The organism is Citrobacter sp. BDA59-3 (assembly GCF_015167655.1).
Classification (GTDB): Bacteria; Pseudomonadota; Gammaproteobacteria; order Enterobacterales; family Enterobacteriaceae; genus Phytobacter; species Phytobacter diazotrophicus.
The window spans coordinates 1,713,430-1,735,406 of the sequence record NZ_CP063427.1; the positions used below are offsets into that span (position 1 = coordinate 1,713,430).

A 21,977-nucleotide genomic window follows, 5' to 3' on the forward strand; every position below is an offset into this window, starting at 1 on the left:
AACTCAGTGAGATAAATAATATTTAAACGCGTCGGTCTGCGGCGAAGCAAAGCAGCTCGCATCCCCTTGTTCGATAATATGACCGTTTTCCATATAGACCACGCGGCTGGCGGTTTTGCGCGCCACTTCCACTTCATGGGTCACGATAACCTGCGTAATACCGGTTTCTGCCAGTTCATGAATGATGCTGACGATTTGCGCGGTAATTTCCGGGTCCAGCGCGGCCGTCGGTTCATCAAACAGCAGAACCTGTGGCTCCATCATCAGAGCGCGGGCAATCGCCACACGCTGCTGTTGGCCGCCGGAAAGATGCAGCGGATAACGATCGCTGTAGGGCTTAAGACGTAAACGTTCCAGCAGTTTGTCCGCACGGGCGAGCGCCTCATCTTTACTCAGACCCAGCACGCGGCACGGGGCTTCAATCAGGTTCTGGGCTACCGTTAAGTGCGGCCAAAGATTGTATTGCTGAAACACCATACCCACGTTCTGACGCAAATCGCGAATCGCTTTGTCAGAAGGGGCTTTGGCAAAATCGAAGTGATTACCTGCGATGCTTAACTGACCGGAGCGCGGCATCTCAAGCAGGTTCAATACGCGTAATAATGAGCTCTTACCCGCGCCACTCGGGCCAAGCAGCACAAGTGTTTCACCCTGCGGGCAGTCAAGCGTAATGTCAAAGAGCGCCTGGTGCGCACCATAGAAGCAGTTAATGCCGTTTAATTTTATACTCATCGAGGCAATCTAATAGCAATTGAGGCCGCAAATAGTAACGTTCGCAGAATAGTTATGCAATATTTGTGCGTTAAAACTTAAATATAAACCGCATTCACACATAAAGTTAGCACAAAATACCGGGGCGTGATGGAAGCAGGCATAAATGTCGGCATTCACGCTGGAATGCCAGACATTTTGCGGGGATTAATGCATATTTCCCACTTTCATGGGCATCTTGTCAGCGATGCTCAACAGACTGGCGCAATGTCCCGGCCGGAGCATGCGCCGCGCCACCGAGGTAGCGCACATCGTCCACAGCCCAGCACTGACCCTCACGGATCATCAGCACTTCATCCTGCCAGCTCTGGGAGCCCTGAGTCAGGGTGACCCGCAGTGGAATGTTTCGCGCATCGGTGTTCGGGATCGTGGAGGCGCTGGCAACGCTCGCTTTCTCTGGCATGACGATTCTGCTGGAGAAGGGATCGGATTTCAGGAGCGTAGTATTGCGATTATCTTTACTGGCCGCGGTGAGCGAAGCCGCCAGATCGTCGCTCAGGTACGGACGCAGTGCGGAAAAATCATTACTGCGGTGCTCAATGCGATAATCGTAAAATTGTTGTGCAACAGTATCGGGGCCGCCTTCGATACAAGGGCCGCTGCGGGTTCCGATATCCTTAAACGCTGGTGTAACCGTGGTACAGGCGCTGAGCAGCAGCGCACACGGTAAAACGAGAGTCAAAGCAGAGTAGCGCATATTGATTTCCTTATTTTCTCTTCGGATATAACCACCTTTCAAGAATAGTGTATTGCTCCGATAATGTGCTTTATAACGCACTGAGTATCAAAAGGAGACGCTGATGCAATTTTCAACAACCCCCACCCTCGAAGGCCAGCCGATTGTCGAATACTGCGGCGTCGTCACCGGCGAAGCGATTCTGGGGGCCAATATTTTTCGTGACTTTTTCGCCGGTATTCGCGACATCGTGGGGGGCCGTTCAGGCGCGTATGAAAAAGAGTTGCGCAAGGCGCGTGAAATTGCGTTTCGCGAGATGGGCGAGCAGGCAAAAGCGCTGGGCGCGAATGCCGTTGTGGGTATCGATATCGATTACGAAACGGTGGGCAAAGACAGCAGCATGCTGATGGTGAGCGTGAGCGGTACGGCGGTGAAAACACGCTGATGAGCCGCTTTTTATCCTTACTGTTGTTAGCGCTGCTTCTGGTGGGTTGTGCGGGTGAGAAGGGGATCGTCGATAAAGACGGTTACCAGCTTGATACCCGCCGTCAGGCGCAGGCGGTGTATCCGCGTATCAAAGTGCTGGTGGTGCACTACACGGCGGATGACTTTGATGTTTCGCTGGCGACGCTCACCGATAAGCAGGTGAGTTCGCACTATTTGATTCCGGCGCACCCGCCTGTCCATCACGGTAAGCCGCGTATCTGGCAACTGGTGCCGGAAAGTGAGCTGGCCTGGCATGCGGGGATCAGCTACTGGCGCAACGCTACGCGAATCAATGATACCTCTATCGGTATTGAGCTGGAAAACCGTGGCTGGCAAAACGTGGCAGGGGTGAAGCGATTTACCCCCTTTGAGCCTGAACAGATTGCCGCGCTGGTTCCGCTGATGAAAGACATTGTCAGTCGTTATCATATCCAGCCACAGAACGTGGTGGCGCATTCGGATATCGCCCCGCAGCGCAAAGATGATCCGGGGCCACTTTTCCCCTGGCGTGAACTGGCGGCACAGGGGATAGGGGCATGGCCCGATGCCGCGCGTGTGGCATTCTATCTGAATGGTCGCGCGCCGTATGAAGCGGTAGAAACGGCCTCAATGCTCGATCTGCTGGCGCGCTACGGTTATGAGGTTAAACCAGAGATGAGCGCCGCCCAGCAGAAAAGGGTGATTATGGCCTTCCAGATGCATTTCCGCCCGGCATTATGGAATGGCATAGCCGATGCGGAAAGCCAGGCGATTGCCGAGGCACTGCTGGAAAAATATGGTCAGGGATGAGGACGCTTGAGGGAAGGGCCGTTTAGCGCGGCAATTTCCCGTGATCCCGCAGCCAGTAAGCCGTGCGGGCAATGCCCTCATCGACAGAGACAATAGGCTCATACCCCAGCTCGTCCTTCGCTCTTTGGATATCCAGCGTGAAATCGAAGTTCAGCTTGGATACCCCATAATGGGTGAGCGAAGGCTCTTTCGCTGATTTGTCGCCGAAACGTTCCATGCTGCGTGCGATCATATCCAGCATCGCATAAGGCACGGAGCGGATGCGGCAGTCCATCCCCAAATCGTCAATCAACTTTTGCACGATGCTACGCAGGGTGCGCGGCTCGCCGTTAGTGATGTTGTACGCTCGCCCGGACGGCAGCGCATCACAAACGGGCTGGCTTGCCAGCCACATCGCATGCACCGCGTTTTCGTAGTAAGTCATATCGACCAGCGCTTGCCCACCGCGCGGCAGTAAGATGCTGCGGTAGTGGTGCATCATCTGCGCCAGGCGGGGGATAAAGACTTTATCGTGTGGCCCAAACAGACTCTGCGGACGTAAAACTGTAAAACGGGTATTGGGGTTGGCCTGCGCAAGCAGTTGAATCACCTCTTCGCTGGCGGCTTTACTGCGGGCGAACTCGTTAGCTAAGCGCGCCGGACGGAAATCCTCACGAATGTCGTGATGGTGGTGATAATCGAAATAGAGTGATGGCGATGAAATATGAATGAAGTTACGCACGCCCCAGGCCACGGCCCATTCGCCGAGGCGGCGGGTTGCCCGGACATTCGCCAGGTCAAAGGCCGCCTGTGTACCCCAGGGGGAAGTAAAACTGGAACAGTGCCACAGGGTATCCACCCCGGCGAGCATCACTTTGGCCTGCGAAGAGACCAGCTCGGTCAGATCGGCGTGAATAAACTCAGCGCCCATTTTCGTCAGCAACTCGCCCATGGCTTTGTTGCGGCCCGTTGCGCGTACGCTAATGCCTTTTTGACGCAAATATTCGACGGCGTTTCGGCCTAAACCGCTGGTTGCGCCTGTGACCAGAACCTTCATAGCAATCCACTATAGTGACCCGCAATCATTGCGTGCGCATTCTTCCGTGAAACAGGGCGGTATGCAATGGGAAACATGAAAGAATAATGTCTGAATTTACTTTTTTTCTGCGTTTTGTTCTGCCAGTCGCGCAATTCGCCGCGCCATGCCCCGAAAAATAAACAGATGCGCGGGGATCATCAGCAGCCAGTAGAGCAGCCCTGGCATGCCGTGCGGATGCCACCAGGCGCGTACATCCAGCAGGCGGTGTTGACCTTTGTCGGTGAGGGTAAAGCTCAGGCGACCCAGCCCCGGCGCTTTCATCCCGAACAGCAGTGCTAATTGCTCTTGCGGCTCGGCGATGATCACTTTCCAGCTATCAACCTGGTCGTCTGGCTGCAAAAACGGACGCTGCGGACGACCTTTCGCCAGACGATGGCCGATCAGATGATCCAGCGCGGCACGGGTTTGCCAGAGAACATTGCCAAAAAAGTAACGCTCTTTACCGCCGATCTGGTTAACCACCGCCCACAGCGCCTCCAGGCTAGCGGCGGTTTCAACGGTAAAGCCCGCCTGTTTGGGGAAATAGCCGTATTGCGGACGCCAGCGTGCAAATGCCTGCGGGGAATATCCCCAGTCGCTGGAATTCACCAGTTTCTCTTCTTCGCGAAGCGTACGACGAACCGCTTCGTCGAAAGTGATCAGCGGTTGGGGGATGAGCTGGCGAAGGGGGCCATCGTCAGCCAGCAGATCGTGCTTTAACCCCTGAATCAGCGCGCGCGCAATAGTCGGTGGCACGGACGTGATGACCTGTAAAAACCAGACCGAGATAAGCCGGGTGGGCAGGGGGACAGGGATCAACGGACGGGTAACGCCACTGACCGCCATAAAGTGTTCAAACTGTTGCTGGTAACTCAGGGTTTCCGGGCCGGCAGCCTCAAAAACGCGGTGCTCTTGCGACGGATGATGGCGTAACTCCAGCAGGTAGTGGAGCAGATTCTCCAGCGCAATGGGAGTGGTTCGTGAACGCACCCACAGCGGCGGCGTCAACACCGGCAGGTTGTAAACCATATCGCGCATCACTTCAAACGCGGCCGAGCCTGCGCCAACAATAATCCCGGCGCGCAATTCCGTAACAGGAACCCCCGCGTCGCGCAGGATATCGCCGGTGAGCTGGCGGGCAATCAGATGGCTGGAGTCACTGGATCCTTTGGCCTGCAGTGAGCTGAGAAAAATCACCTGCCGGACCGGGCATTGCCGCAGCGTATCGCGCACGTTGAGGGCAATTTGTCGCTCCTGGGCGATAAAGTCGCCGCTCTCGCCCATGCTATGCACCAGAAAGTAGAGGGTATCGATCCTCTGAAACAGCGCCGGGAGATTGTCCGGCCAGATAAGATCCGTTTCATGGCAACTTACCCCCGGCAACTGCTGTTTTTGCAGGCGAGTAAGATGGCGTGCCACAGCGAGAATCTCATGCCCCTGCTGACTTAACGCCTGGATCAGGTGCTGACCAATGTAGCCACTGGCCCCGAGCACCAGAATTCGTTGCGGCACACCCTGCTCCTTAACGCTGCAAAAACGCCTGCCAGTGAGAAACAACATCGGCAAGCTGATCGCGGCTGACGTCCAGATGGGTCACCAGGCGCACAATCGGCGAAGCGTTAATCAGCACATCGCGCTCACGCATAAAGGCTCCGAGCGCCGCCGCGTTTTCTTCCCCTACGCGGACAAACAGCATATTGGTGTCATTGCGCATCACGTCGGCGCCAATTTCACGCAACTGTGCCGCCAGCCAGGCCGCGTTATCGTGATCGTCTTTCAGTCGCTGGACATTGTGCTCAAGCGCATAGAGACCGGCTGCCGCCAGTATTCCCGCCTGACGCATACCGCCGCCGGTCATTTTACGCCAGCGGGTAGCGCGCCTGATGTAATCCTTGCTTCCCACCAGCAGCGACCCGACGGGCGTGCCAAGGCCTTTCGAGAGGCAAATAGTAAACGAGTCGCAGTATTGGGTGATATCGCGCAACGCACAGCCATATTCCACCACGGCATTGAAAATACGCGCGCCATCAACGTGCAGCGCAAGGTTGCGCTGGCGGGTGAACTCCCACGCCTGTCGCAGGTAGTCGCGTGGCAGGACTTTACCGTTGTGAGTGTTTTCCAGGCTTAACAGGCGGGTGCGGGCAAAGTGGATATCGTCCGGCTTGATTTTCATGGCCACTTTATCGAGCGGCAGGCTGCCGTCCGGTGCGGCGTCGATAGGCTGCGGCTGGATACTGCCCAGAACGGCAGCGCCACCGGCTTCGTACAGGTAATTATGTGCGGCCTGGCCGACAATGTACTCTTCGCCGCGCTCGCAGTGGCTGAGCAATGCCACCAGGTTTGCCTGGGTACCCGTAGGCAGAAACAGCGCGGCTTCCTTACCGCCCAGCGCAGCCGCGTAACGCTGCAGTTCATTGACGGTCGGGTCATCCCCGTAAACATCGTCCCCGACGGGCGCTGCCAGCATATGTTCCAGCATGGCGCGCCCCGGGCGGGTGACGGTATCACTGCGTAAATCGATCATGGCACTTCCTTATTTACACGTCATCCCTCAGGTTGCCTCTGTGCAGGCTGTGCCCGCTAACCCCTGTCGCATCGTTATCTCTGCGTCTGGGGTTAGAAGACGTGCCATCCTGATGCATCATGAAGGATTTTGTGTCGAGGCAAAAAGGATGTTTTACCTGAGCCAGTTCGTTTTCGCCAGTTCCATCACCTCATCGCCGCGTCCGTTGATAATGGCGCGCAGCATATAAAGGCTAAAGCCTTTGGCCTGTTCCAGTTTGATCTGCGGTGGGATGGCCAGCTCTTCTTTGGCGACCACCACATCCACCAGCACCGGGCCATCAATGGAGAACGCCCGTTGGAGAGCCTCATCCACATCGGCGGATTTTTCCACCCGGATACCGGTAATCCCGCACGCTTCGGCAATGCGGGCAAAATTGGTATCGTGCAGTTCCGTGCCATCGGTGAGATACCCGCCAGCCTTCATCTCCATCGCCACAAAGCCGAGCACGCTATTGTTAAAAACGATGATTTTGACAGGCAGCTTCATTTGCACCACAGAGAGAAAATCCCCCATCAGCATGCTGAAACCACCATCGCCGCACATCGCCACAACCTGCCGTTGTGGGTAGGTTGCTTTCGCCCCCAGAGCCTGGGGCATCGCATTGGCCATCGAACCGTGGTTGAACGATCCTAGCAGGCGGCGCTTACCGTTCATTTTCAGATAACGTGCAGCCCAGACGGTCGGTGTGCCTACATCGCAGGTGAAGATGGCGTCATCGCTGGCGAAATGGCTGATCTGTTGCGCCAGATATTGCGGGTGGATGGCTTTCTCACTGGGTTTTGCCAGATCGTCCAGCCCCTTACGCGCATCGCGATAGTGCTCCAGCGCTTTGTCCAGAAAACGGCGATCGGTTTTTTCTTCCAGCAGCGGAAGCAGGGCGGTGAGGGTGGCATTGATATCGCCCACCAGCGCCATGTCTACCTTGCTGTGGGCGCCAATACTGCCTGGATTGATATCAATTTGAATGATTTTGGCATCCGTGGGGTAGAACGCCCGATAGGGGAACTGGGTGCCGAGCAGGATTAACGTATCGGCATTCATCATGGTGTGAAAACCCGACGAGAAGCCAATCAAACCGGTCATGCCAACATCGTACGGGTTGTCATACTCCACATGCTCTTTACCGCGCATGGCATGCACGACAGGCGCTTTCAATTTACCGGCAAACTCGATCAACGCACTGTGCGCACCCGCGCAGCCACTGCCGCACATCAGGGCGATGTTGCTGGAGTAGCGCAGCAACTGCGCCAGTTTTTTCAACTCTTCCTCAGCGGGTACTACCACCGGTTGCGGGGCCGGATACCAGTGGCTACTGGCGGTCTCTGGTGCCGGTTTCAACGCCACATCACCGGGGATGACGACAACGGAAACACCACGGTTAAGTATGGCTTTGCGCATGGCGATGGCCAGCACCTGCGGGATCTGTTCGGGGGTCGAAACCAGCTCACAATAGTGGCTGCATTCGCGGAACAACTCCTGCGGGTGGGTCTCCTGAAAATAGCCGCTGCCAATTTCGCTAGAAGGAATGTGAGCGGCAATCGCCAGCACAGGTACGTGGTTGCGATGGCAGTCGAACAGCCCGTTAATCAGATGCAGATTGCCAGGCCCGCAGGAGCCAGCACAGACGGCCAGCTCGCCGGTGAGTTGCGCTTCCGCGCCTGCTGCAAATGCTGCAACTTCTTCATGGCGCGTGGACATCCAGTCAATAGTGCCCATGCGGTTAAGGCTGTCGCTTAATCCGTTTAACGAATCTCCGGTTACACCCCAGATACGTTTCACCCCTGCCTGCTCAAGTGTTCTGGCGATATAAGCGGCTACAGTCTGTTTCATCGTTACGCCTCCATCTTATTGTTCCGTCTACAAGCGTAGTCGATGAAACGTCATTATTTGTGCGTAAATTGCCCCTTATTAGTTAGGGCTTTATTTATTTTTGGATTAGGAATAATCTGCTTACAGTTGGATAAAAATAGGAATCATTTCAAATGATTAAATCGCTGTTAAGTTCTGTTAATAAGATGTTGGCGCATGAGGACTTTGGTCGTTTATTGCTGCGTTTGACTGTCGGTGGATTGATGTTGTTCCACGGATTGCACAAGCTCATCGGCGGCATTGATGGCATCGCGGGTATGCTGGTGGCGAAAGGATTGCCTGGCTTTATCGCTTACGGTGTGCTGATTGGCGAAGTGGTTTGCCCGGCCCTGATCATTCTGGGTATTCTGGTCCGTCCGGCAGCGCTGGTGCTGGCATTCACAATGGTCGTTGCCTGGTTGATGGTGGGTATTAACAACACGGCAATGTTGGATAAGACGGGCGCATGGGCGATCGAAAGCCTGGTCTATTTCTTTGTTGCCGCACTGGCACTGGCCTTCCTGGGCGCGGGGCGTTACTCCGTTGCGCCAGCCGAGTGGCGTTAAGGTTTAAAAAAAGCCCTTCCTGAAAAGGGAGGGCTTTTGCTTAACAGGGTACTGGCGGTTATGCCAGTACCAGATCGCTTTCCGGGTGACAGGAGCAGGCCAGAACATAACCCTCAGCAATTTCCTGTGGTGTTAATGTCATGGTGCTGGTGACGCTGTACTTACCGGACACCACTTTCGTTTTGCAAGACCCGCAGACACCCGCACGACAGGCCGCATTGACTGGCACCTTGTTACTTTCGAATGCTTCCAGCAACGTAGTGCCAACCGGACCGTAGAACGTTTTCGCCGGCTGTAGTTTGGTGAATGTCAGACCGCTGGTTGCCGCTTCTGCCACCGGGGTGAAGAACTTCTCATTAAAGAACTGCGTCACACCCAGAGCTTTAACGTCTTTCTCAATCTGGTCCATATAAGGCGCTGGCCCACAGGTCATGACGGTACGGGCAGCAAGGTCCGGAACGCTGCGCAAGATCTCTTGCGTCAGACGACCGGCAAGGAAGCCAGCCGTGGCGTTGTTTTCCGCCACCAGGGTAACCGGGTAGTTTTTCCACTCATCGGCAAAAATCACATCCTGGGGTGAGCGCACGCTAAAAATAACCTGCACATCAACCTCTGGACGGTATTTTGCCAGCCAGCGGCGCATCGACATGATCGGTGTTACCCCACAGCCCGCCGCCAGCAAGAGTAATTTATCACTGGCTTTGTTGTCGCAGGTGAACTCCCCTTGCGCATCCGACAGCCAGAGATAATCGCCGCGTTTGACGTCTCGCGTCAGCCACTCTGAGCCCAGACCGCCACCAAGACGACGGATGGTCAGCGTGATGTATTCGCTGACGCCCGGCGTGGAGGAGATCGTATAGGCACGCATCTGCTCAGCGCTGTTGCGAATACTGACCAGCGCATATTGTCCTGCGCGGTACGGGTAATAATCGTGGCATAACAGCGACAGTGTCCAGACATCCGGTGTTTCTTGTTGGATGTGGTGAACCTGCATACGCCACGGACACTGCGGGGTTGGCATCGTCATTCTCTACTCCTTATGCGCCCAGTAACTGCTGCATATCCTGCTCTACGGTCGTGATTGAACGCAGACCGAATTTCTCATTCAGTACTGCCAGCAGATCTGGCGTCAGGAAGCCAGGTGCCGTTGGGCCGGTCACGATATTGGTGACGCCAAGCGAGAGCAGGGTCAGCAGAATCACAATCGCTTTCTGTTCAAACCAGGAAAGCACCAGTGACAGCGGCAGGTCGTTCACGCCACAGCCCAGTTTCTCTGCCAGCGTGACGGCAAGAATAATGGCCGAGTAGGCGTCATTACACTGACCGGCATCCACCAGACGCGGCAGGCCTTCGATATTGCCGAAGTCCAGCTTGTTAAAGCGGTATTTACCGCACGCCAGGGTCAGGATCAGGCAGTCATCCGGTACGCTGGTGGCGAAGTCGGTAAAGTAGTTACGTTCACCACGCGCGCCATCACAGCCGCCAAGCAGGAAGATGTGACGCAGTTTTTCACGGCTCACTAAATCAATCAGGGTATCGGCTGCACCGAGCAGTGTCTGGCGGCCAAAACCAACGGTGATCAGATGCTCGATTTCGCTGTACGGGAAGCCTGCCAGTTGTTGTGCCTGATCGATAACGCGGGTGAAGTCATCGCCTTCCAGATGATTGACACCCGGCCAGCCGACGATGCTACGCGTCCAGATACGGTCATCATAGGAACCGACAGTCGGGTCGATGATGCAGTTAGAGGTCATCACGATAGGGCCCGGGAAGCGGGCAAATTCAACCTGCTGGTTCTGCCAGCCGCTGCCGTAGTTACCTACCAGATGTTTATATTTACGCAGTTCCGGGTAGCCGTGGGCTGGCAGCATTTCGCCATGGGTATAGACGTTAACACCCGTGCCTTCGGTCTGCTGCAGCAGGTTATGCAGGTCTTTCAGATCGTGACCGGAAATCAGGATGCATTTACCGGCAACCGCTTTTACGTTGACCTGAGTCGGCGTCGGGTGACCGTAGGCGGTCGTTTCGCCCGCATCCAGGATGCTCATCACTTTAAAGTTCATCTGACCGATTTCCATCGAGCAGTTGAGCAGGGCGTTCATATCAGCAGGCCAGGTACCCAGCCACGCCATAATTTTATGGTACTGGGCGTAAATCTCGTTGTCGTACTGGCCGAGTACGTGGGCATGCTCCATATAGGCTGCGGCCCCTTTCAGGCCGTACAGGCACAGCAGGCGCAGGCCGAGAATATTTTCACCGATAACCGCTTTATCAATATTCGGTGTGAAGGCTGCTGCCTGACGCTGCAGATCGCCCAGGTCGTCGCTGACCAGTTGCAGTTCTGCCATCGGGTTATCAACTGTGGCTGCCGGATCTTTGCTCAGGCACTGTGCTTTTAAGGCTTCACGGTAGGCAATCGCTTCACGCGCATAGCCAACGATACGCACGGAATCGAAGTTGACGTTGGTCAGCGTAGAGAAGAAGGCGCGCGGGGCAAAGTTGTCGATGTCATGAACGATAATGCCGTAGTCACGCGCTTTGCTGGCCCAGGCTGACAGCCCTTGTAGCGCGGCGATCAGCAGATCCTGCAGGTCCGATGTTTCGGCCGTTTTGCCGCACATACCCTGCGCATAAGCGCAGCCATCACCAGCCGGCGTACGGATGGTCTGTTCACATTGCACACAAAACATAATCACACCTTATAAATTAAAGTTATATTTAAAATGCATGTTTAAGATTATGCCGCTCCCGAAAGGCTTAAAAGATGTTTTTTATGCAATGTGCAGAGAGATTGATTTAGCGCAATTTTAAGGCGGCCAGTCTACCGCTTAAGGGGTAAATGTTAACACGAGAGAGGGCGCTTAATAATAAAGAGAATTATTAGCAATACTGGCAGGGGCGAAGATACCGGCGTCTCCCTTAAATGAAAAACGCCGGTTGCCGCTTAGAGGCAGAAGGAATGTTCGGAGTAACTGACAACGTAAAACGAAGAGATAAAATAAACCAATAACCTATTGGCTTAATTTGAATTAATCACGTTTTTCCAGCAGAGCGCGATACAAAATCCCCCCAAGGATGCCGCCAATAATTGGCATGACCCAAAATAGCCATAATTGATTTAGCGCCCAGCCACCCTGAAAGAGTGCCACTGCGGTGCTACGTGCCGGGTTAACGGAGGTATTTGTTACAGGGATACTGATCAAATGTATCAGCGTTAAAGCAAGACCAATGGCAATAGGGGCAAAACCAGCAGGTGCATATTTATCCGTCGCGCCGAGAATAACTAACAGGAAGCCACAAGTCAGAACAACTTCTATTATGATAGCTGAGGTCATGGAATATTGACCAGGAGAATGTTCGCCGTAGCCATTTGACGCAAAGCCGCTGGCGACAGCATCAAAGCTCGCTTTACCGCTGGCAATCAGGTATAGCACACCGGCAGCAATTATCCCGCCTGCCAGTTGCGCAATAATATAGCCGATAATCTCTTTTGCCGGGAAACGGCCACCCGCCCATAATCCCAGGGTTACGGCGGGATTAAAATGCCCACCAGAAATATGCCCGACAGCGTAAGCCATCGTTAATACGGTTAAACCAAATGCCAGCGCTACGCCAACAAAACCAATTCCCAGTTCTGGGAATGCCGCAGCTAATACCGCGCTCCCGCAACCACCAAATACCAGCCAGAATGTCCCGAAACATTCTGCCGCTAATTTTCTAAACATAGTATCCTCAATAAAAATTTACATCCTGTGAAGACAGCCGAAAACATTTCGCTGGCTGCTGTGTCACTATTTTAGAAATAATAGCGCGTGAGGACCAGCCAAATAAATGGCCTAAATTTGATTTAAGGCAAAATGATGATAATAGCTTTTCGATGAACGAAGAAACGCAGCAGGAAATAATTTCGAATGAAAGAAGCCATTCGGTAAAAATTAAACCATAAGCGCGTCGATACGCCGGCTCTCATTCAAAGATGCTTAATCTATGATAAATACGGTGTTTTGCCCCGTTTCATGCCGCTATACTTGAGCTAACTTAATGGAAAAAAGACATATTTCCCGGAGGGGCTATGATTCTGGAGCGCGTAGAGATTGTCGGGTTTCGCGGTATCAATCGGCTATCGCTGATGCTGGAACAAACCAACGTCCTGATCGGGGAAAATGCCTGGGGTAAATCAAGCCTGCTGGATGCGCTGACGTTGTTGCTCTCGCCGGAGACAGATTTATATCATTTTGTACGTGAAGATTTTTGGTTTCCGCCGGGAGATATTCAGGGGCGGGAACACCATCTGCACATTATCCTGACGTTTCGTGAATCCGAACCGGGGCGCTACCGTACACGCCGTTATCGACCGCTTCAGCCCTGCTGGGTGCCCAGCGATGATGGCTATCAACGTCTGTTTTACCGTCTGGAAGGGGAACTGGCGCAAGATGAGAGCGTCATGACGCTACGAAGCTTTCTTGATGCCCAGGGGCACCCCCTGATACTCGACGATATTGATGACCTGGCGCGCCACCTTATCCGCCTGATGCCGGTGTTGCGTCTGCGTGATGCGCGTTTTATGCGACGTATCCGTAATGGTTCGCTGCCGCAGACGTTGGAAGTGGAAGCAACCGCGCGTCAGCTTGATTTTCTCTCACGGGAACTGGTGACCCATCCGCAAAACCTGACGGACGGACAAATTCGCCACGGGCTTTCAGCCATGGTGCAACTGCTGGAGCACTATTTTGCTGAACAGGGCAGCGGTCCATCCCACCAGCGTCTGATGCGCCGTCGCTCTCACGATGAGCAGCGTAGCTGGCGTTACCTCGATATCATTAACCGTATGATCGATAAACCCGGTGGCCGTATGTACCGGGTCATTCTGTTAGGCTTTTTTGCGACGTTGTTACAGGCCAAAGGGACAGTGCGCCTGGACCGCGACGCCCGACCGCTTTTGTTGGTTGAAGATCCGGAAACGCGACTGCACCCCATTATGCTTTCCGTCGCCTGGCAATTACTCAACTTGCTGCCGTTACAGCAAATCACGACCACTAACTCAGGAGAACTGCTTTCGCTAACACCGGTTGAGCATGTATGCCGCCTTGTGAGGGAGTCTTCACGGGTTGCCGCATGGCGGCTGGGGCCGGGCGGCATGAATGCAGAGGAGGGGCGGCGTATTGCCTTCCATATTCGTTTTAACCGTGCATCGGCGCTGTTTGCCCGCTGTTGGCTTCTGGTAGAGGGGGAAACGGAGACCTGGGTGATTAACGAACTGGCACGGCAGTGCGGGCACCATTTCGACGCGGAAGGGATTAAGGTTATTGAGTTCGCCCAGTCCGGGTTAAAGCCCTTGATCAAATTCGCCAGACGCATGGGCATTGAATGGCATGTGCTGGTCGACGGGGATGAAGCGGGCAAAAAATATGCGGCAACGGTGCGCGGTCTGCTGAACGAGGAACGTGACCAGGTGCGTGAGCACTTAACCGAACTGCCGGCGCTGGACATGGAGCATTTTATGTTTCGCGAGGGGTTTGACGATGTGTATCGCCGTGTGGCGCAGTTGCCTGAAAATGTGCCGATGAATATGCGGCGTATCATTATCAAAGCGATTCATCGTTCGTCGAAACCCGACTTAGCTATTGAAGTCGCGATGGAAGCGGGGCGGCGGGGCGTGGAGTCGGTGCCATTACTTCTACGTAAGATGTTCTCCCGCGTACTCTGGCTGGCGCGCGGGAGAGCGGATTAGCGGTGTAAAATCTGACGCATCTGGTTTTGTAGTGAATCCAGTAAATCATAGCGGCGGCGATACTCCGCGCGTTTTTTACTGGCAATCTCTTCCATGGTTTTTCGCGCAATCAACATTGGCAGGCGGAAGGTTCCCTCGGCGGTGCGTTCGCCGCTGAGCGATTCCCAGAAGCTGTCGTAGTCGGCGTGCAACTTGTCCTGTTTTTTCTTGCGGTAGCGCCAGCTTTGGTAAATATGCGTGTCATTACTGACAGCGATAATCTGTTCAACATCCAGATATGATGCCAGTTCTGTACAGGCTTCCAGCAACAGGCGTTTAGGAAATAAACCGTGGCAACTCTTGGTTGCAGTCTGGATAACCTCATGGGGAATATTCGCTTTAGCGCCCTGTAAGCCACCGATAAACAGCGTGCGTTTCCCCTCGTGCAGACACAGCGCGAAGGTCATTCCCGCCAGTTGGGTTCGCTGCTCATCGCAGAAAACCAGTGTCGCTTCACCTTCTTTATCCAGCATCGGGTCCGTATAAAAACGGATAGTGTACTGCTCCCCATTCTTGCCGGTTAATTCGGCAAAGGTGATGCCCTGCGGCGTAAAAAAACCTGAACGTACAGAGGTGGGTAGGCGCGCACAAAAGGTTTTGTAATGATAATCGAGCGCGGCGACTGTTTTTTTCTCATCGAAGGCTAATGACAGCCACGGGCGATGTAATCGGCAGGGCAAACCTGGCTGGGCATTAAGAATAAGCAATAAATCCGGGTGCTGTGCCAGGCTGGATAGCAGTTTCGCGGTGCCGAGTGGTTTGAGCAACGAGCGCAGCAGAAATTTTCGCCGATAAGAGGGGTTTTTCCATGCAAGGCCTGGCATTAATTTGCCGCTGGCAAGTTGACAAAAAAGTTGCCAGCCTGTTTTTGCACAGAGTACGGGTGAAGCGATTCCAGCGATAGTGGACATGACACAAACTCGAATTGTAAGCGTAATGTCAATATTTCAACAAAATATGTCTTAACGCCGGATAAATGAATTATGTGAAAAAAAAGAAGATTGGGTTTCGTTGAGCAATTGTTTAATGAATACTGGCATCAATAGAGTCAGTTTGGATATCTGGAAAAGTTATGAATTTGAAGGGAAGAAGTCGAAAAATCTGGCTGGTGCTGATAGTACTGATCGTACTGGCGGCAATATGGCTCTTTAAGCAGTTGAATGCGCCAGTGCCTCACTATCAAACCTTGATCGTTCGCCCGGGCGAATTGCAGCAGAGCGTGCTGGCGACCGGTAAGCTGGATGCTTTGCGCAAAGTTGATGTTGGCGCTCAGGTCAGCGGGCAGCTCAAAACGTTGTCGGTGAATATCGGTGATAAAGTTAAAAAAGATCAACTGCTCGGCGTTATCGATCCGGAACAGGCAACAAACCAGATCAAGGAAGTGGAAGCGACCCTGATGGAGTTGCGTGCGCAACGTCGTCAGGCTCAGGCTCAGCGCAAACTGGCAGCGGTCACGCTCACACGCCAGCAACAACTGGCTAAAACGCATCTTATCTCGCGTCAGGACCTGGACACTGCGATTACCGACCTGGCGGTCAAAGAGGCGCAAATTGGCACAATAGATGCCCAGATTCAGCGTAATCAGGCGACGCTCGACACGGCGAAAGCCAATTTTGATTACACCCGCATTGTTGCGCCTATGGCGGGCGAGGTGACGGAAATCACCACGTTACAGGGCCAGACGGTCATTGCCGCTCAGCAGGCTCCGAATATTCTGACCCTGGCCGATATGAGTACGATGCTGGTGAAAGCGCAGGTATCCGAGGCTGATGTCATCCACCTCAAGCCGGGACAAAAGGCCTGGTTTACCGTACTGGGTGACCCGGACACCCGCTATGAAGGCAAACTTAAGGATATTCTCCCCACGCCGCAGAAAGTGAATGACGCCATTTTTTACTATGCGCGTTTTGAGGTGCCTAACCCGCAAGGCATTCTTCGTCTGGAAATGACGGCGCAGGTACATATTCAGCTAACGGGTGTGAAAAATGTCCTTACTGTGCCGCTTGCCGCATTAGGCGATCCGGTGGGTGATAACCGCTACAAAGTGAAAGTGCTACGTAACGGTGAAGTGCGCGAGCGTGAAGTGACGCTGGGTGCCCGCAATGATACTGATGCTGAGGTGACAAAAGGGCTGGATGCCGGAGAGGAGGTGGTCATTTCGGAAATCAACGCTGGGGCTAATAAATGACCGCGTTGCTCGAACTTAAAGGCATTCGCCGTAGTTATCCTTCCGGTGACGCGCAGGTAGAGGTTCTTAAAGGCATTACCCTTGATATCCATGCCGGCGAGATGGTGGCGATTGTCGGGGCTTCCGGGTCCGGCAAATCGACATTAATGAATATCCTGGGTTGCCTGGATAAGCCGACCAGCGGCAGCTATCGGGTTGCGGGGATTGATATTGCAACGCTCGATGGCGATGCGCTGGCCAGGCTGCGCCGGGAACACTTCGGTTTCATCTTTCAACGCTATCACCTGTTGTCGCATCTTACGGCCGCGCAGAATGTTGAAGTTCCCGCCGTTTATGCGGGCGTTGACCGTAAGGCGCGTCTGGCGCGGGCAAAGGAGCTGCTGGCACGACTGGGATTAGATGAACGGATGGAGTATCCGCCGTCGCAGCTCTCAGGTGGGCAACAGCAGCGCGTTAGTATCGCGCGCGCCCTGATGAACGGCGGGCAGGTTATCCTTGCTGATGAACCTACCGGCGCACTGGATAGCCATTCGGGTGAAGAGGTGATGGCTATTCTGCATCAGCTTCGCGATCGCGGCCACACGGTCATTATCGTCACCCACGATGCGGACATTGCCGCACAGGCTGAAAGAGTTATCGAAATCCGTGATGGCGAGATAATTAATAATCCCCCCTCTACGAAGCACGACAACGCGCCGAAGACAATGAGTGCAGGGACGGAACCCGGCAACTGGCGACAATTCTCCGGGCGTTTGCAGGAAGCGCTGATGATGGCGTGGCGGGCGATGGCGGCAAATAAGATGCGTACCTTGCTCACCATGCTCGGCATCATCATTGGCATTGCCTCGGTGGTGTCGATTGTGGTGGTGGGCGATGCCGCTAAACAACTGGTACTGGCTGATATTCGAGCCATCGGCACCAACACCATTGATGTCTACCCCGGTAAAGATTTCGGCGATGACGACCCTCAGTATCAACAGGCGCTGAAATACGACGATATGGTCGCCATCCAAAAGCAGCCATGGGTGCGCTCGGCTACGCCATCTGTCTCGCAAAACGTGCGTCTGCGCAGTGGAAACATTGATGTGGCGGCCAGCGCGAATGGCGTTAGCGGTCAGTATTTCAACGTCTATGGCATGACCTTTAGCGAAGGGAACACCTTCAATAGCGAACAGGAAAAAGGACGGGCACAGGTGGTGGTTCTCGATAGCAATACGCGTCGCCAGCTCTTCCCGAACAAAGCGCAGGTTACCGGCGAAGTGATTCTGGTGGGAAATATGCCCGCCACGGTGATTGGTGTGGCAGAAGAGAAGCAGTCAATGTTTGGCAGCAGTAAGATTTTGCGCGTCTGGTTGCCTTATCCCACCCTCTCGGCCCGCGTTCTGGGCCAGTCCTGGTTGAACTCCATTACCGTGCGAGTCAATGAAGGTTACAGCAGTGAGCAGGCGGAGCAGCAGCTTACGCGGTTGCTGTCATTACGCCACGGCAAAAAGGATTTCTTCACCTGGAATATGGACGGTGTATTGAAAACGGCAGAAAAGACCACACGTACTCTTCAGCTGTTTTTAACGTTGGTTGCGGTAATCTCACTTCTGGTTGGCGGTATTGGTGTAATGAATATTATGCTGGTATCAGTAACGGAACGAACCCGAGAGATTGGTATCCGCATGGCGGTGGGTGCGAGGGCGAGCGATGTACTGGCGCAGTTTTTGATTGAAGCCGTGCTGGTGTGTCTGGTGGGGGGCGCGCTGGGTGTGGCGCTCTCGATGGCTATCGCTTTCACGCTGCAATTGTTCCTGCCGGGTTGGGAGATAGGCTTTTCGCCAGTTGCGCTATTGACTGCCTTTATCTGCTCAACCTTTACTGGCGTGCTGTTTGGCTGGTTGCCAGCCCGCAGCGCGGCGCGACTGGACCCGGTGGATGCGCTGGCTCGCGAGTAAATAAAAATGCCAGTCGACTGGACTGGCATTTTAACTGCGGCATGTACACAATGAAGAAAGCGCCGTCAGGCGACGGCTTCTGCTTCTACGGGCACGATGAGACTGGCATGATTGCCTTTAGGGCCCTGATGTACATCAAACCGGACGGTTTGCCCGGCTTTTAGCGTTCTGTAACCATCCATCTGAATGGTGGAGTAATGTGCGAAGATATCTTCGCCGCCGCCTTCGGGGCAAATGAAACCAAACCCTTTGGCATTATTGAACCACTTAACAGTACCCGTTTCCATGCTTCGACATCCTTCGTAAATCTTATTTAAGTAAGATGGAATGAACCGGTGGCAGAGTGTGGGTTTGTTCAAAACCTCGCCAACTCTCGCCTGTACAATTTAGAGAAATCAGGCATCGCGTCAAGCGTTTGGCAGGGGTTATGCGGGGTGCATCAATCAAAAATTTGAAGCAGTTAACGCTATTGGAGGGGTTTGTGACAGCCGTCGCGGATGACAACGATAGATGATAGTTATCTAACACCTGATGTAGATTAAAAATACATCTAGACTCATGTAATCGGCCGATTGATTTGGGTCGGAACCTGTAACCTAAGATGAAAACTGACGATGGGCAAGACCAATAACTGGCTGGATTTTGACCACCTGGCGGATGAAAAACTGCGTGACGCGCTAAAGCCGCCATCCATGTATAAAGTTATGTTAATGAACGATGATTACACGCCAATGGAATTTGTTATTGACGTGCTACAAAAGTTCTTTTCTTATGATGTAGAACGTGCAACGCAATTGATGCTGACTGTGCACTATCGTGGAAAGGCAATTTGTGGTGTTTTCACCGCAGAAGTCGCAGAAACGAAAGTGTCGATGGTAAATAAATATGCCAGGGAAAACGAGCATCCGTTGTTGTGTACGCTGGAAAGAGCCTGAATGCAGGCATAAAACTTGGGGGAGGTGCCAATGCTCAATCAAGAACTGGAACTCAGTTTAAACATGGCTTTCGCCAGAGCGCGTGAGCACCGACATGAGTTTATGACCGTCGAACACCTGTTACTGGCATTGCTCAGTAACCCCTCGGCCCGCGAAGCGCTGGAAGCGTGTTCTGTGGACCTGGTGGCGTTGCGACAGGAACTCGAAGCCTTCATCGAACAAACCACACCCGTCCTGCCGATGAGTGAAGAGGAGCGCGATACTCAACCGACGCTCAGCTTCCAGCGTGTCTTACAGCGCGCGGTGTTTCACGTTCAGTCCTCCGGTCGTAGCGAAGTTTCCGGGGCGAACGTGCTGGTTGCCATTTTCAGCGAGCAGGAGTCGCAAGCGGCTTATCTGCTACGCAAACATGAAGTGAGCCGCCTTGACGTGGTTAACTTCATCTCTCACGGCACACGTAAAGACGAGCCGGGACAATCCTCTTCTGATTCAAGCAGTCAGGCGAATAATGAAGAGCAAGCAGGCGGGGAGGAACGTATGGAAAACTTCACCACCAATCTCAATCAGCTTGCTCGTGTCGGCGGTATTGACCCGTTGATTGGGCGTGACAAAGAGCTTGAGCGCACTGTTCAGGTTCTCTGTCGTCGCCGTAAAAATAACCCGTTGTTGGTGGGAGAATCCGGTGTCGGTAAGACGGCGATTGCCGAAGGTCTGGCATGGCGTATTGTGCAGGGTGACGTGCCTGAAATTATGGCCGATTGCACCGTCTATTCGCTGGATATCGGTTCTCTGCTGGCGGGCACAAAATACCGCGGTGACTTTGAGAAGCGTTTCAAAGCGTTGTTGAAACAGCTTGAGCAGGACAGCAACAGCATTCTGTTTATCGACGAAATCCATACCATTATCGGTGCGGGTGCCGCGTCGGGTGGACAGGTGGATGCCGCTAACCTGATCAAACCGTTGCTCTCCAGCGGTAAGATTCGCGTAATGGGGTCGACGACCTATCAGGAATTCAGCAACATTTTTGAGAAAGATCGTGCGCTGGCGCGTCGTTTCCAGAAAATTGATATTACTGAACCCTCTGTCGAAGAGACTGTGCAGATTATCAATGGGTTGAAACCGAAATACGAAGCACACCATGACGTACGCTATACCGCGAAAGCGGTGCGTGCGGCGGTGGAACTGGCGGTGAAATACATCAACGATCGTCATCTGCCGGATAAAGCGATTGATGTGATTGACGAAGCAGGCGCGCGTGCACGACTGATGCCCGTCAGCAAGCGTAAAAAAACCATCAACGTGGCGGATATCGAATCGGTGGTGGCCCGCATCGCGCGTATTCCTGAGAAGAGTGTATCGCAAAGCGATCGCGATACGCTGAAAAATCTCGGCGATCGCCTGAAAATGCTGGTCTTTGGGCAGGATAAAGCCATTGAGGCATTAACCGAAGCCATCAAGATGAGCCGTGCGGGTCTGGGCCACGATCATAAGCCGGTCGGCTCCTTCCTGTTTGCCGGTCCTACCGGGGTCGGGAAAACCGAAGTGACGGTCCAGCTTTCCAAAGCGCTGGGCATCGAACTGCTGCGTTTTGATATGTCCGAATATATGGAGCGTCATACCGTCAGCCGTTTGATTGGTGCGCCTCCAGGATATGTCGGCTTTGATCAGGGCGGCTTACTGACGGATGCGGTCATTAAACATCCTCATGCGGTCCTGCTGCTTGATGAGATCGAGAAAGCGCATCCGGATGTCTTTAACCTGCTGTTGCAGGTCATGGATAACGGTACGCTGACCGATAACAACGGGCGCAAAGCGGACTTCCGCAATGTGGTGCTGGTGATGACCACCAACGCCGGGGTGCGTGAAACTGAACGTAAATCGATTGGTCTTATCCACCAGGATAACAGTACCGATGCGATGGAAGAGATCAAAAAGATCTTTACGCCGGAGTTCCGCAACCGTCTGGACAACATCATCTGGTTCGATCACTTGTCGACTGAGGTGATCCATCAGGTGGTCGACAAATTTATCGTCGAGCTCCAGGTGCAGTTGGATCAGAAAGGCGTGTCGCTGGAAGTCAGTCAGGATGCGCGCAACTGGCTGGCAGAAAAAGGCTATGACCGTGCGATGGGGGCACGTCCAATGGGACGCGTCATCCAGGATAACCTGAAAAAACCGCTCGCCAATGAACTGCTGTTTGGTTCGCTGGTTGATGGCGGCCAGGTAACGGTAACGCTGGATAAAGAGAAAGATGAGCTGAAATATGACTTCCAGAGTGCACAAAAGCACAAACCGGAAGCCGCACATTAATCTTCCTGCCTGAAATAAAAAACCGGACTGATGTCCGGTTTTTTTATGCGTAGCATACTGGTGTTGATGTTGGCA

General features: G+C 53.6%; 19 protein-coding genes. 8 read left to right on the plus strand and 11 right to left on the minus strand.

What is annotated here, in order from left to right; all coding sequences use genetic code 11:
* Positions 1-3: 3 nt before the first annotated feature.
* Together artP and IP582_RS08015 are read right to left on the minus strand one after the other, a co-directional pair.
* Positions 4-732 carry an arginine ABC transporter ATP-binding protein ArtP gene (artP, locus tag IP582_RS08010; protein ID WP_169039651.1) on the minus strand — a complete coding sequence of 243 codons (729 nt, stop codon included), beginning with the start codon at positions 730-732 and terminating at the stop codon, positions 4-6.
* Positions 733-952: 220 nt separating this feature from the next.
* Entirely contained in the window at positions 953-1,468 is a 516-nt protein-coding gene (locus tag IP582_RS08015) for a lipoprotein (protein ID WP_193795591.1), read from the minus strand.
* Positions 1,469-1,571: 103 nt separating this feature from the next.
* Here IP582_RS08015 and IP582_RS08020 point away from each other — a divergent pair, with 103 nt between their 5' ends.
* Positions 1,572-1,892: a heavy metal-binding domain-containing protein gene (locus tag IP582_RS08020; protein WP_039078511.1), complete on the plus strand. Its 321-nt coding sequence runs from the start codon at positions 1,572-1,574 to the stop codon at positions 1,890-1,892.
* Positions 1,892-2,722 (plus strand): N-acetylmuramoyl-L-alanine amidase, encoded by an 831-nt coding sequence (locus tag IP582_RS08025; protein ID WP_193795592.1) that lies wholly within the window; start codon positions 1,892-1,894, stop codon positions 2,720-2,722. The genes IP582_RS08020 and IP582_RS08025 overlap by 1 nt, the downstream gene beginning before the upstream one ends.
* 22 nt (positions 2,723-2,744) lie before the next feature.
* Here the strand turns inward: IP582_RS08025 and IP582_RS08030 are convergent, their stop codons facing one another.
* From IP582_RS08030 to poxB, 4 genes are all read right to left on the minus strand, one after another.
* Positions 2,745-3,758, minus strand: a complete 1,014-nt coding sequence (locus IP582_RS08030) for an NAD(P)-dependent oxidoreductase (protein ID WP_071196072.1) — start codon at positions 3,756-3,758, stop codon at positions 2,745-2,747.
* Positions 3,759-3,854: 96 nt separating this feature from the next.
* On the minus strand, positions 3,855-5,291 hold the full coding sequence (locus IP582_RS08035; protein ID WP_193795593.1) for a DUF2867 domain-containing protein: 1,437 nt from the start codon (positions 5,289-5,291) through the stop codon (positions 3,855-3,857).
* Positions 5,292-5,301: 10 nt separating this feature from the next.
* Positions 5,302-6,303 carry a low-specificity L-threonine aldolase gene (ltaE, locus tag IP582_RS08040; RefSeq protein WP_107222897.1) on the minus strand — a complete coding sequence of 334 codons (1,002 nt, stop codon included), beginning with the start codon at positions 6,301-6,303 and terminating at the stop codon, positions 5,302-5,304.
* 153 nt (positions 6,304-6,456) lie between these two features.
* A complete protein-coding gene (gene poxB / locus IP582_RS08045) occupies positions 6,457-8,175 on the minus strand; it encodes a ubiquinone-dependent pyruvate dehydrogenase (protein WP_193795594.1) in 1,719 nt (572 codons plus the stop codon).
* 152 nt (positions 8,176-8,327) lie between these two features.
* Here poxB and IP582_RS08050 point away from each other — a divergent pair, with 152 nt between their 5' ends.
* The gene (locus IP582_RS08050; RefSeq protein WP_165158926.1) at positions 8,328-8,759 is read left to right on the plus strand and encodes a DoxX family protein; all 432 of its coding nucleotides are present in this window, start codon (positions 8,328-8,330) and stop codon (positions 8,757-8,759) included.
* A gap of 58 nt (positions 8,760-8,817) precedes the next feature.
* Here the strand turns inward: IP582_RS08050 and hcr are convergent, their stop codons facing one another.
* The 3 genes from hcr to aqpZ all read right to left on the minus strand — a co-directional run bounded on the left by hcr (position 8,818) and on the right by aqpZ (position 12,484).
* Positions 8,818-9,786, minus strand: a complete 969-nt coding sequence (gene hcr, locus IP582_RS08055) for an NADH oxidoreductase (protein WP_193795595.1) — start codon at positions 9,784-9,786, stop codon at positions 8,818-8,820.
* A 10-nt stretch (positions 9,787-9,796) separates the two neighbouring features.
* Positions 9,797-11,449, minus strand: coding sequence for a hydroxylamine reductase (gene hcp, locus IP582_RS08060; RefSeq protein ID WP_193795596.1), 1,653 nt, complete (start codon positions 11,447-11,449; stop codon positions 9,797-9,799).
* A gap of 339 nt (positions 11,450-11,788) precedes the next feature.
* Positions 11,789-12,484, minus strand: coding sequence for an aquaporin Z (gene aqpZ / locus IP582_RS08065; RefSeq protein ID WP_193795597.1), 696 nt, complete (start codon positions 12,482-12,484; stop codon positions 11,789-11,791).
* Between the two features lie 347 nt (positions 12,485-12,831).
* Between aqpZ and IP582_RS08070 the strand changes: the two genes are divergently transcribed.
* On the plus strand, positions 12,832-14,490 hold the full coding sequence (locus IP582_RS08070) for an ATP-dependent endonuclease (RefSeq protein WP_039078521.1): 1,659 nt from the start codon (positions 12,832-12,834) through the stop codon (positions 14,488-14,490).
* On the opposite strand, the gene IP582_RS08075 is transcribed toward IP582_RS08070, so the two are convergent.
* Positions 14,487-15,440 carry a VirK/YbjX family protein gene (locus IP582_RS08075; protein WP_193795598.1) on the minus strand — a complete coding sequence of 318 codons (954 nt, stop codon included), beginning with the start codon at positions 15,438-15,440 and terminating at the stop codon, positions 14,487-14,489. The two genes, IP582_RS08070 and IP582_RS08075, sit on opposite strands and share 4 nt — an antisense overlap.
* A 161-nt stretch (positions 15,441-15,601) precedes the next feature.
* Here IP582_RS08075 and macA point away from each other — a divergent pair, with 161 nt between their 5' ends.
* Together macA and macB are read left to right on the plus strand one after the other, a co-directional pair.
* Positions 15,602-16,717, plus strand: a complete 1,116-nt coding sequence (gene macA, locus IP582_RS08080; protein WP_193795599.1) for a macrolide transporter subunit MacA — start codon at positions 15,602-15,604, stop codon at positions 16,715-16,717.
* Entirely contained in the window at positions 16,714-18,657 is a 1,944-nt protein-coding gene (gene macB, locus IP582_RS08085; protein ID WP_193795600.1) for a macrolide ABC transporter ATP-binding protein/permease MacB, read from the plus strand. Before macA ends, macB begins: the two co-directional genes overlap by 4 nt.
* A gap of 65 nt (positions 18,658-18,722) precedes the next feature.
* On the opposite strand, the gene cspD is transcribed toward macB, so the two are convergent.
* Positions 18,723-18,944 (minus strand): cold shock-like protein CspD, encoded by a 222-nt coding sequence (gene cspD / locus IP582_RS08090; RefSeq protein ID WP_039078525.1) that lies wholly within the window; start codon positions 18,942-18,944, stop codon positions 18,723-18,725.
* 327 nt (positions 18,945-19,271) lie between these two features.
* On the opposite strand from cspD, the gene clpS reads away from it, so the two are divergent.
* Together clpS and clpA are read left to right on the plus strand one after the other, a co-directional pair.
* Positions 19,272-19,592, plus strand: a complete 321-nt coding sequence (gene clpS / locus IP582_RS08095) for an ATP-dependent Clp protease adapter ClpS (protein WP_039078526.1) — start codon at positions 19,272-19,274, stop codon at positions 19,590-19,592.
* A gap of 30 nt (positions 19,593-19,622) precedes the next feature.
* Entirely contained in the window at positions 19,623-21,902 is a 2,280-nt protein-coding gene (clpA, locus tag IP582_RS08100; RefSeq protein WP_039078527.1) for an ATP-dependent Clp protease ATP-binding subunit ClpA, read from the plus strand.
* Positions 21,903-21,977: the final 75 nt, after the last annotated feature.

What these genes read in the sequence shown, in the direction of transcription:
- clpA (WP_039078527.1), top strand. Translation starts at nt 19,623, where the DNA reads ATGCTCAATCAAGAACTGGAACTCAGTTTAAACATGGCTTTCGCCAGA.
- poxB (WP_193795594.1), bottom strand. Translation starts at nt 8,175, where the DNA reads ATGAAACAGACTGTAGCCGCTTATATCGCCAGAACACTTGAGCAGGCA.
- hcr (WP_193795595.1), bottom strand. Translation starts at nt 9,786, where the DNA reads ATGACGATGCCAACCCCGCAGTGTCCGTGGCGTATGCAGGTTCACCAC.
- ltaE (WP_107222897.1), bottom strand. Translation starts at nt 6,303, where the DNA reads ATGATCGATTTACGCAGTGATACCGTCACCCGCCCGGGGCGCGCCATG.
- artP (WP_169039651.1), bottom strand. Translation starts at nt 732, where the DNA reads ATGAGTATAAAATTAAACGGCATTAACTGCTTCTATGGTGCGCACCAG.
- IP582_RS08025 (WP_193795592.1), top strand. Translation starts at nt 1,892, where the DNA reads ATGAGCCGCTTTTTATCCTTACTGTTGTTAGCGCTGCTTCTGGTGGGT.
- IP582_RS08020 (WP_039078511.1), top strand. Translation starts at nt 1,572, where the DNA reads ATGCAATTTTCAACAACCCCCACCCTCGAAGGCCAGCCGATTGTCGAA.
- clpS (WP_039078526.1), top strand. Translation starts at nt 19,272, where the DNA reads ATGGGCAAGACCAATAACTGGCTGGATTTTGACCACCTGGCGGATGAA.
- macB (WP_193795600.1), top strand. Translation starts at nt 16,714, where the DNA reads ATGACCGCGTTGCTCGAACTTAAAGGCATTCGCCGTAGTTATCCTTCC.
- IP582_RS08050 (WP_165158926.1), top strand. Translation starts at nt 8,328, where the DNA reads ATGATTAAATCGCTGTTAAGTTCTGTTAATAAGATGTTGGCGCATGAG.
- cspD (WP_039078525.1), bottom strand. Translation starts at nt 18,944, where the DNA reads ATGGAAACGGGTACTGTTAAGTGGTTCAATAATGCCAAAGGGTTTGGT.
- macA (WP_193795599.1), top strand. Translation starts at nt 15,602, where the DNA reads ATGAATTTGAAGGGAAGAAGTCGAAAAATCTGGCTGGTGCTGATAGTA.
- hcp (WP_193795596.1), bottom strand. Translation starts at nt 11,449, where the DNA reads ATGTTTTGTGTGCAATGTGAACAGACCATCCGTACGCCGGCTGGTGAT.
- aqpZ (WP_193795597.1), bottom strand. Translation starts at nt 12,484, where the DNA reads ATGTTTAGAAAATTAGCGGCAGAATGTTTCGGGACATTCTGGCTGGTA.
- IP582_RS08070 (WP_039078521.1), top strand. Translation starts at nt 12,832, where the DNA reads ATGATTCTGGAGCGCGTAGAGATTGTCGGGTTTCGCGGTATCAATCGG.
- IP582_RS08015 (WP_193795591.1), bottom strand. Translation starts at nt 1,468, where the DNA reads ATGCGCTACTCTGCTTTGACTCTCGTTTTACCGTGTGCGCTGCTGCTC.
- IP582_RS08075 (WP_193795598.1), bottom strand. Translation starts at nt 15,440, where the DNA reads ATGTCCACTATCGCTGGAATCGCTTCACCCGTACTCTGTGCAAAAACA.
- IP582_RS08030 (WP_071196072.1), bottom strand. Translation starts at nt 3,758, where the DNA reads ATGAAGGTTCTGGTCACAGGCGCAACCAGCGGTTTAGGCCGAAACGCC.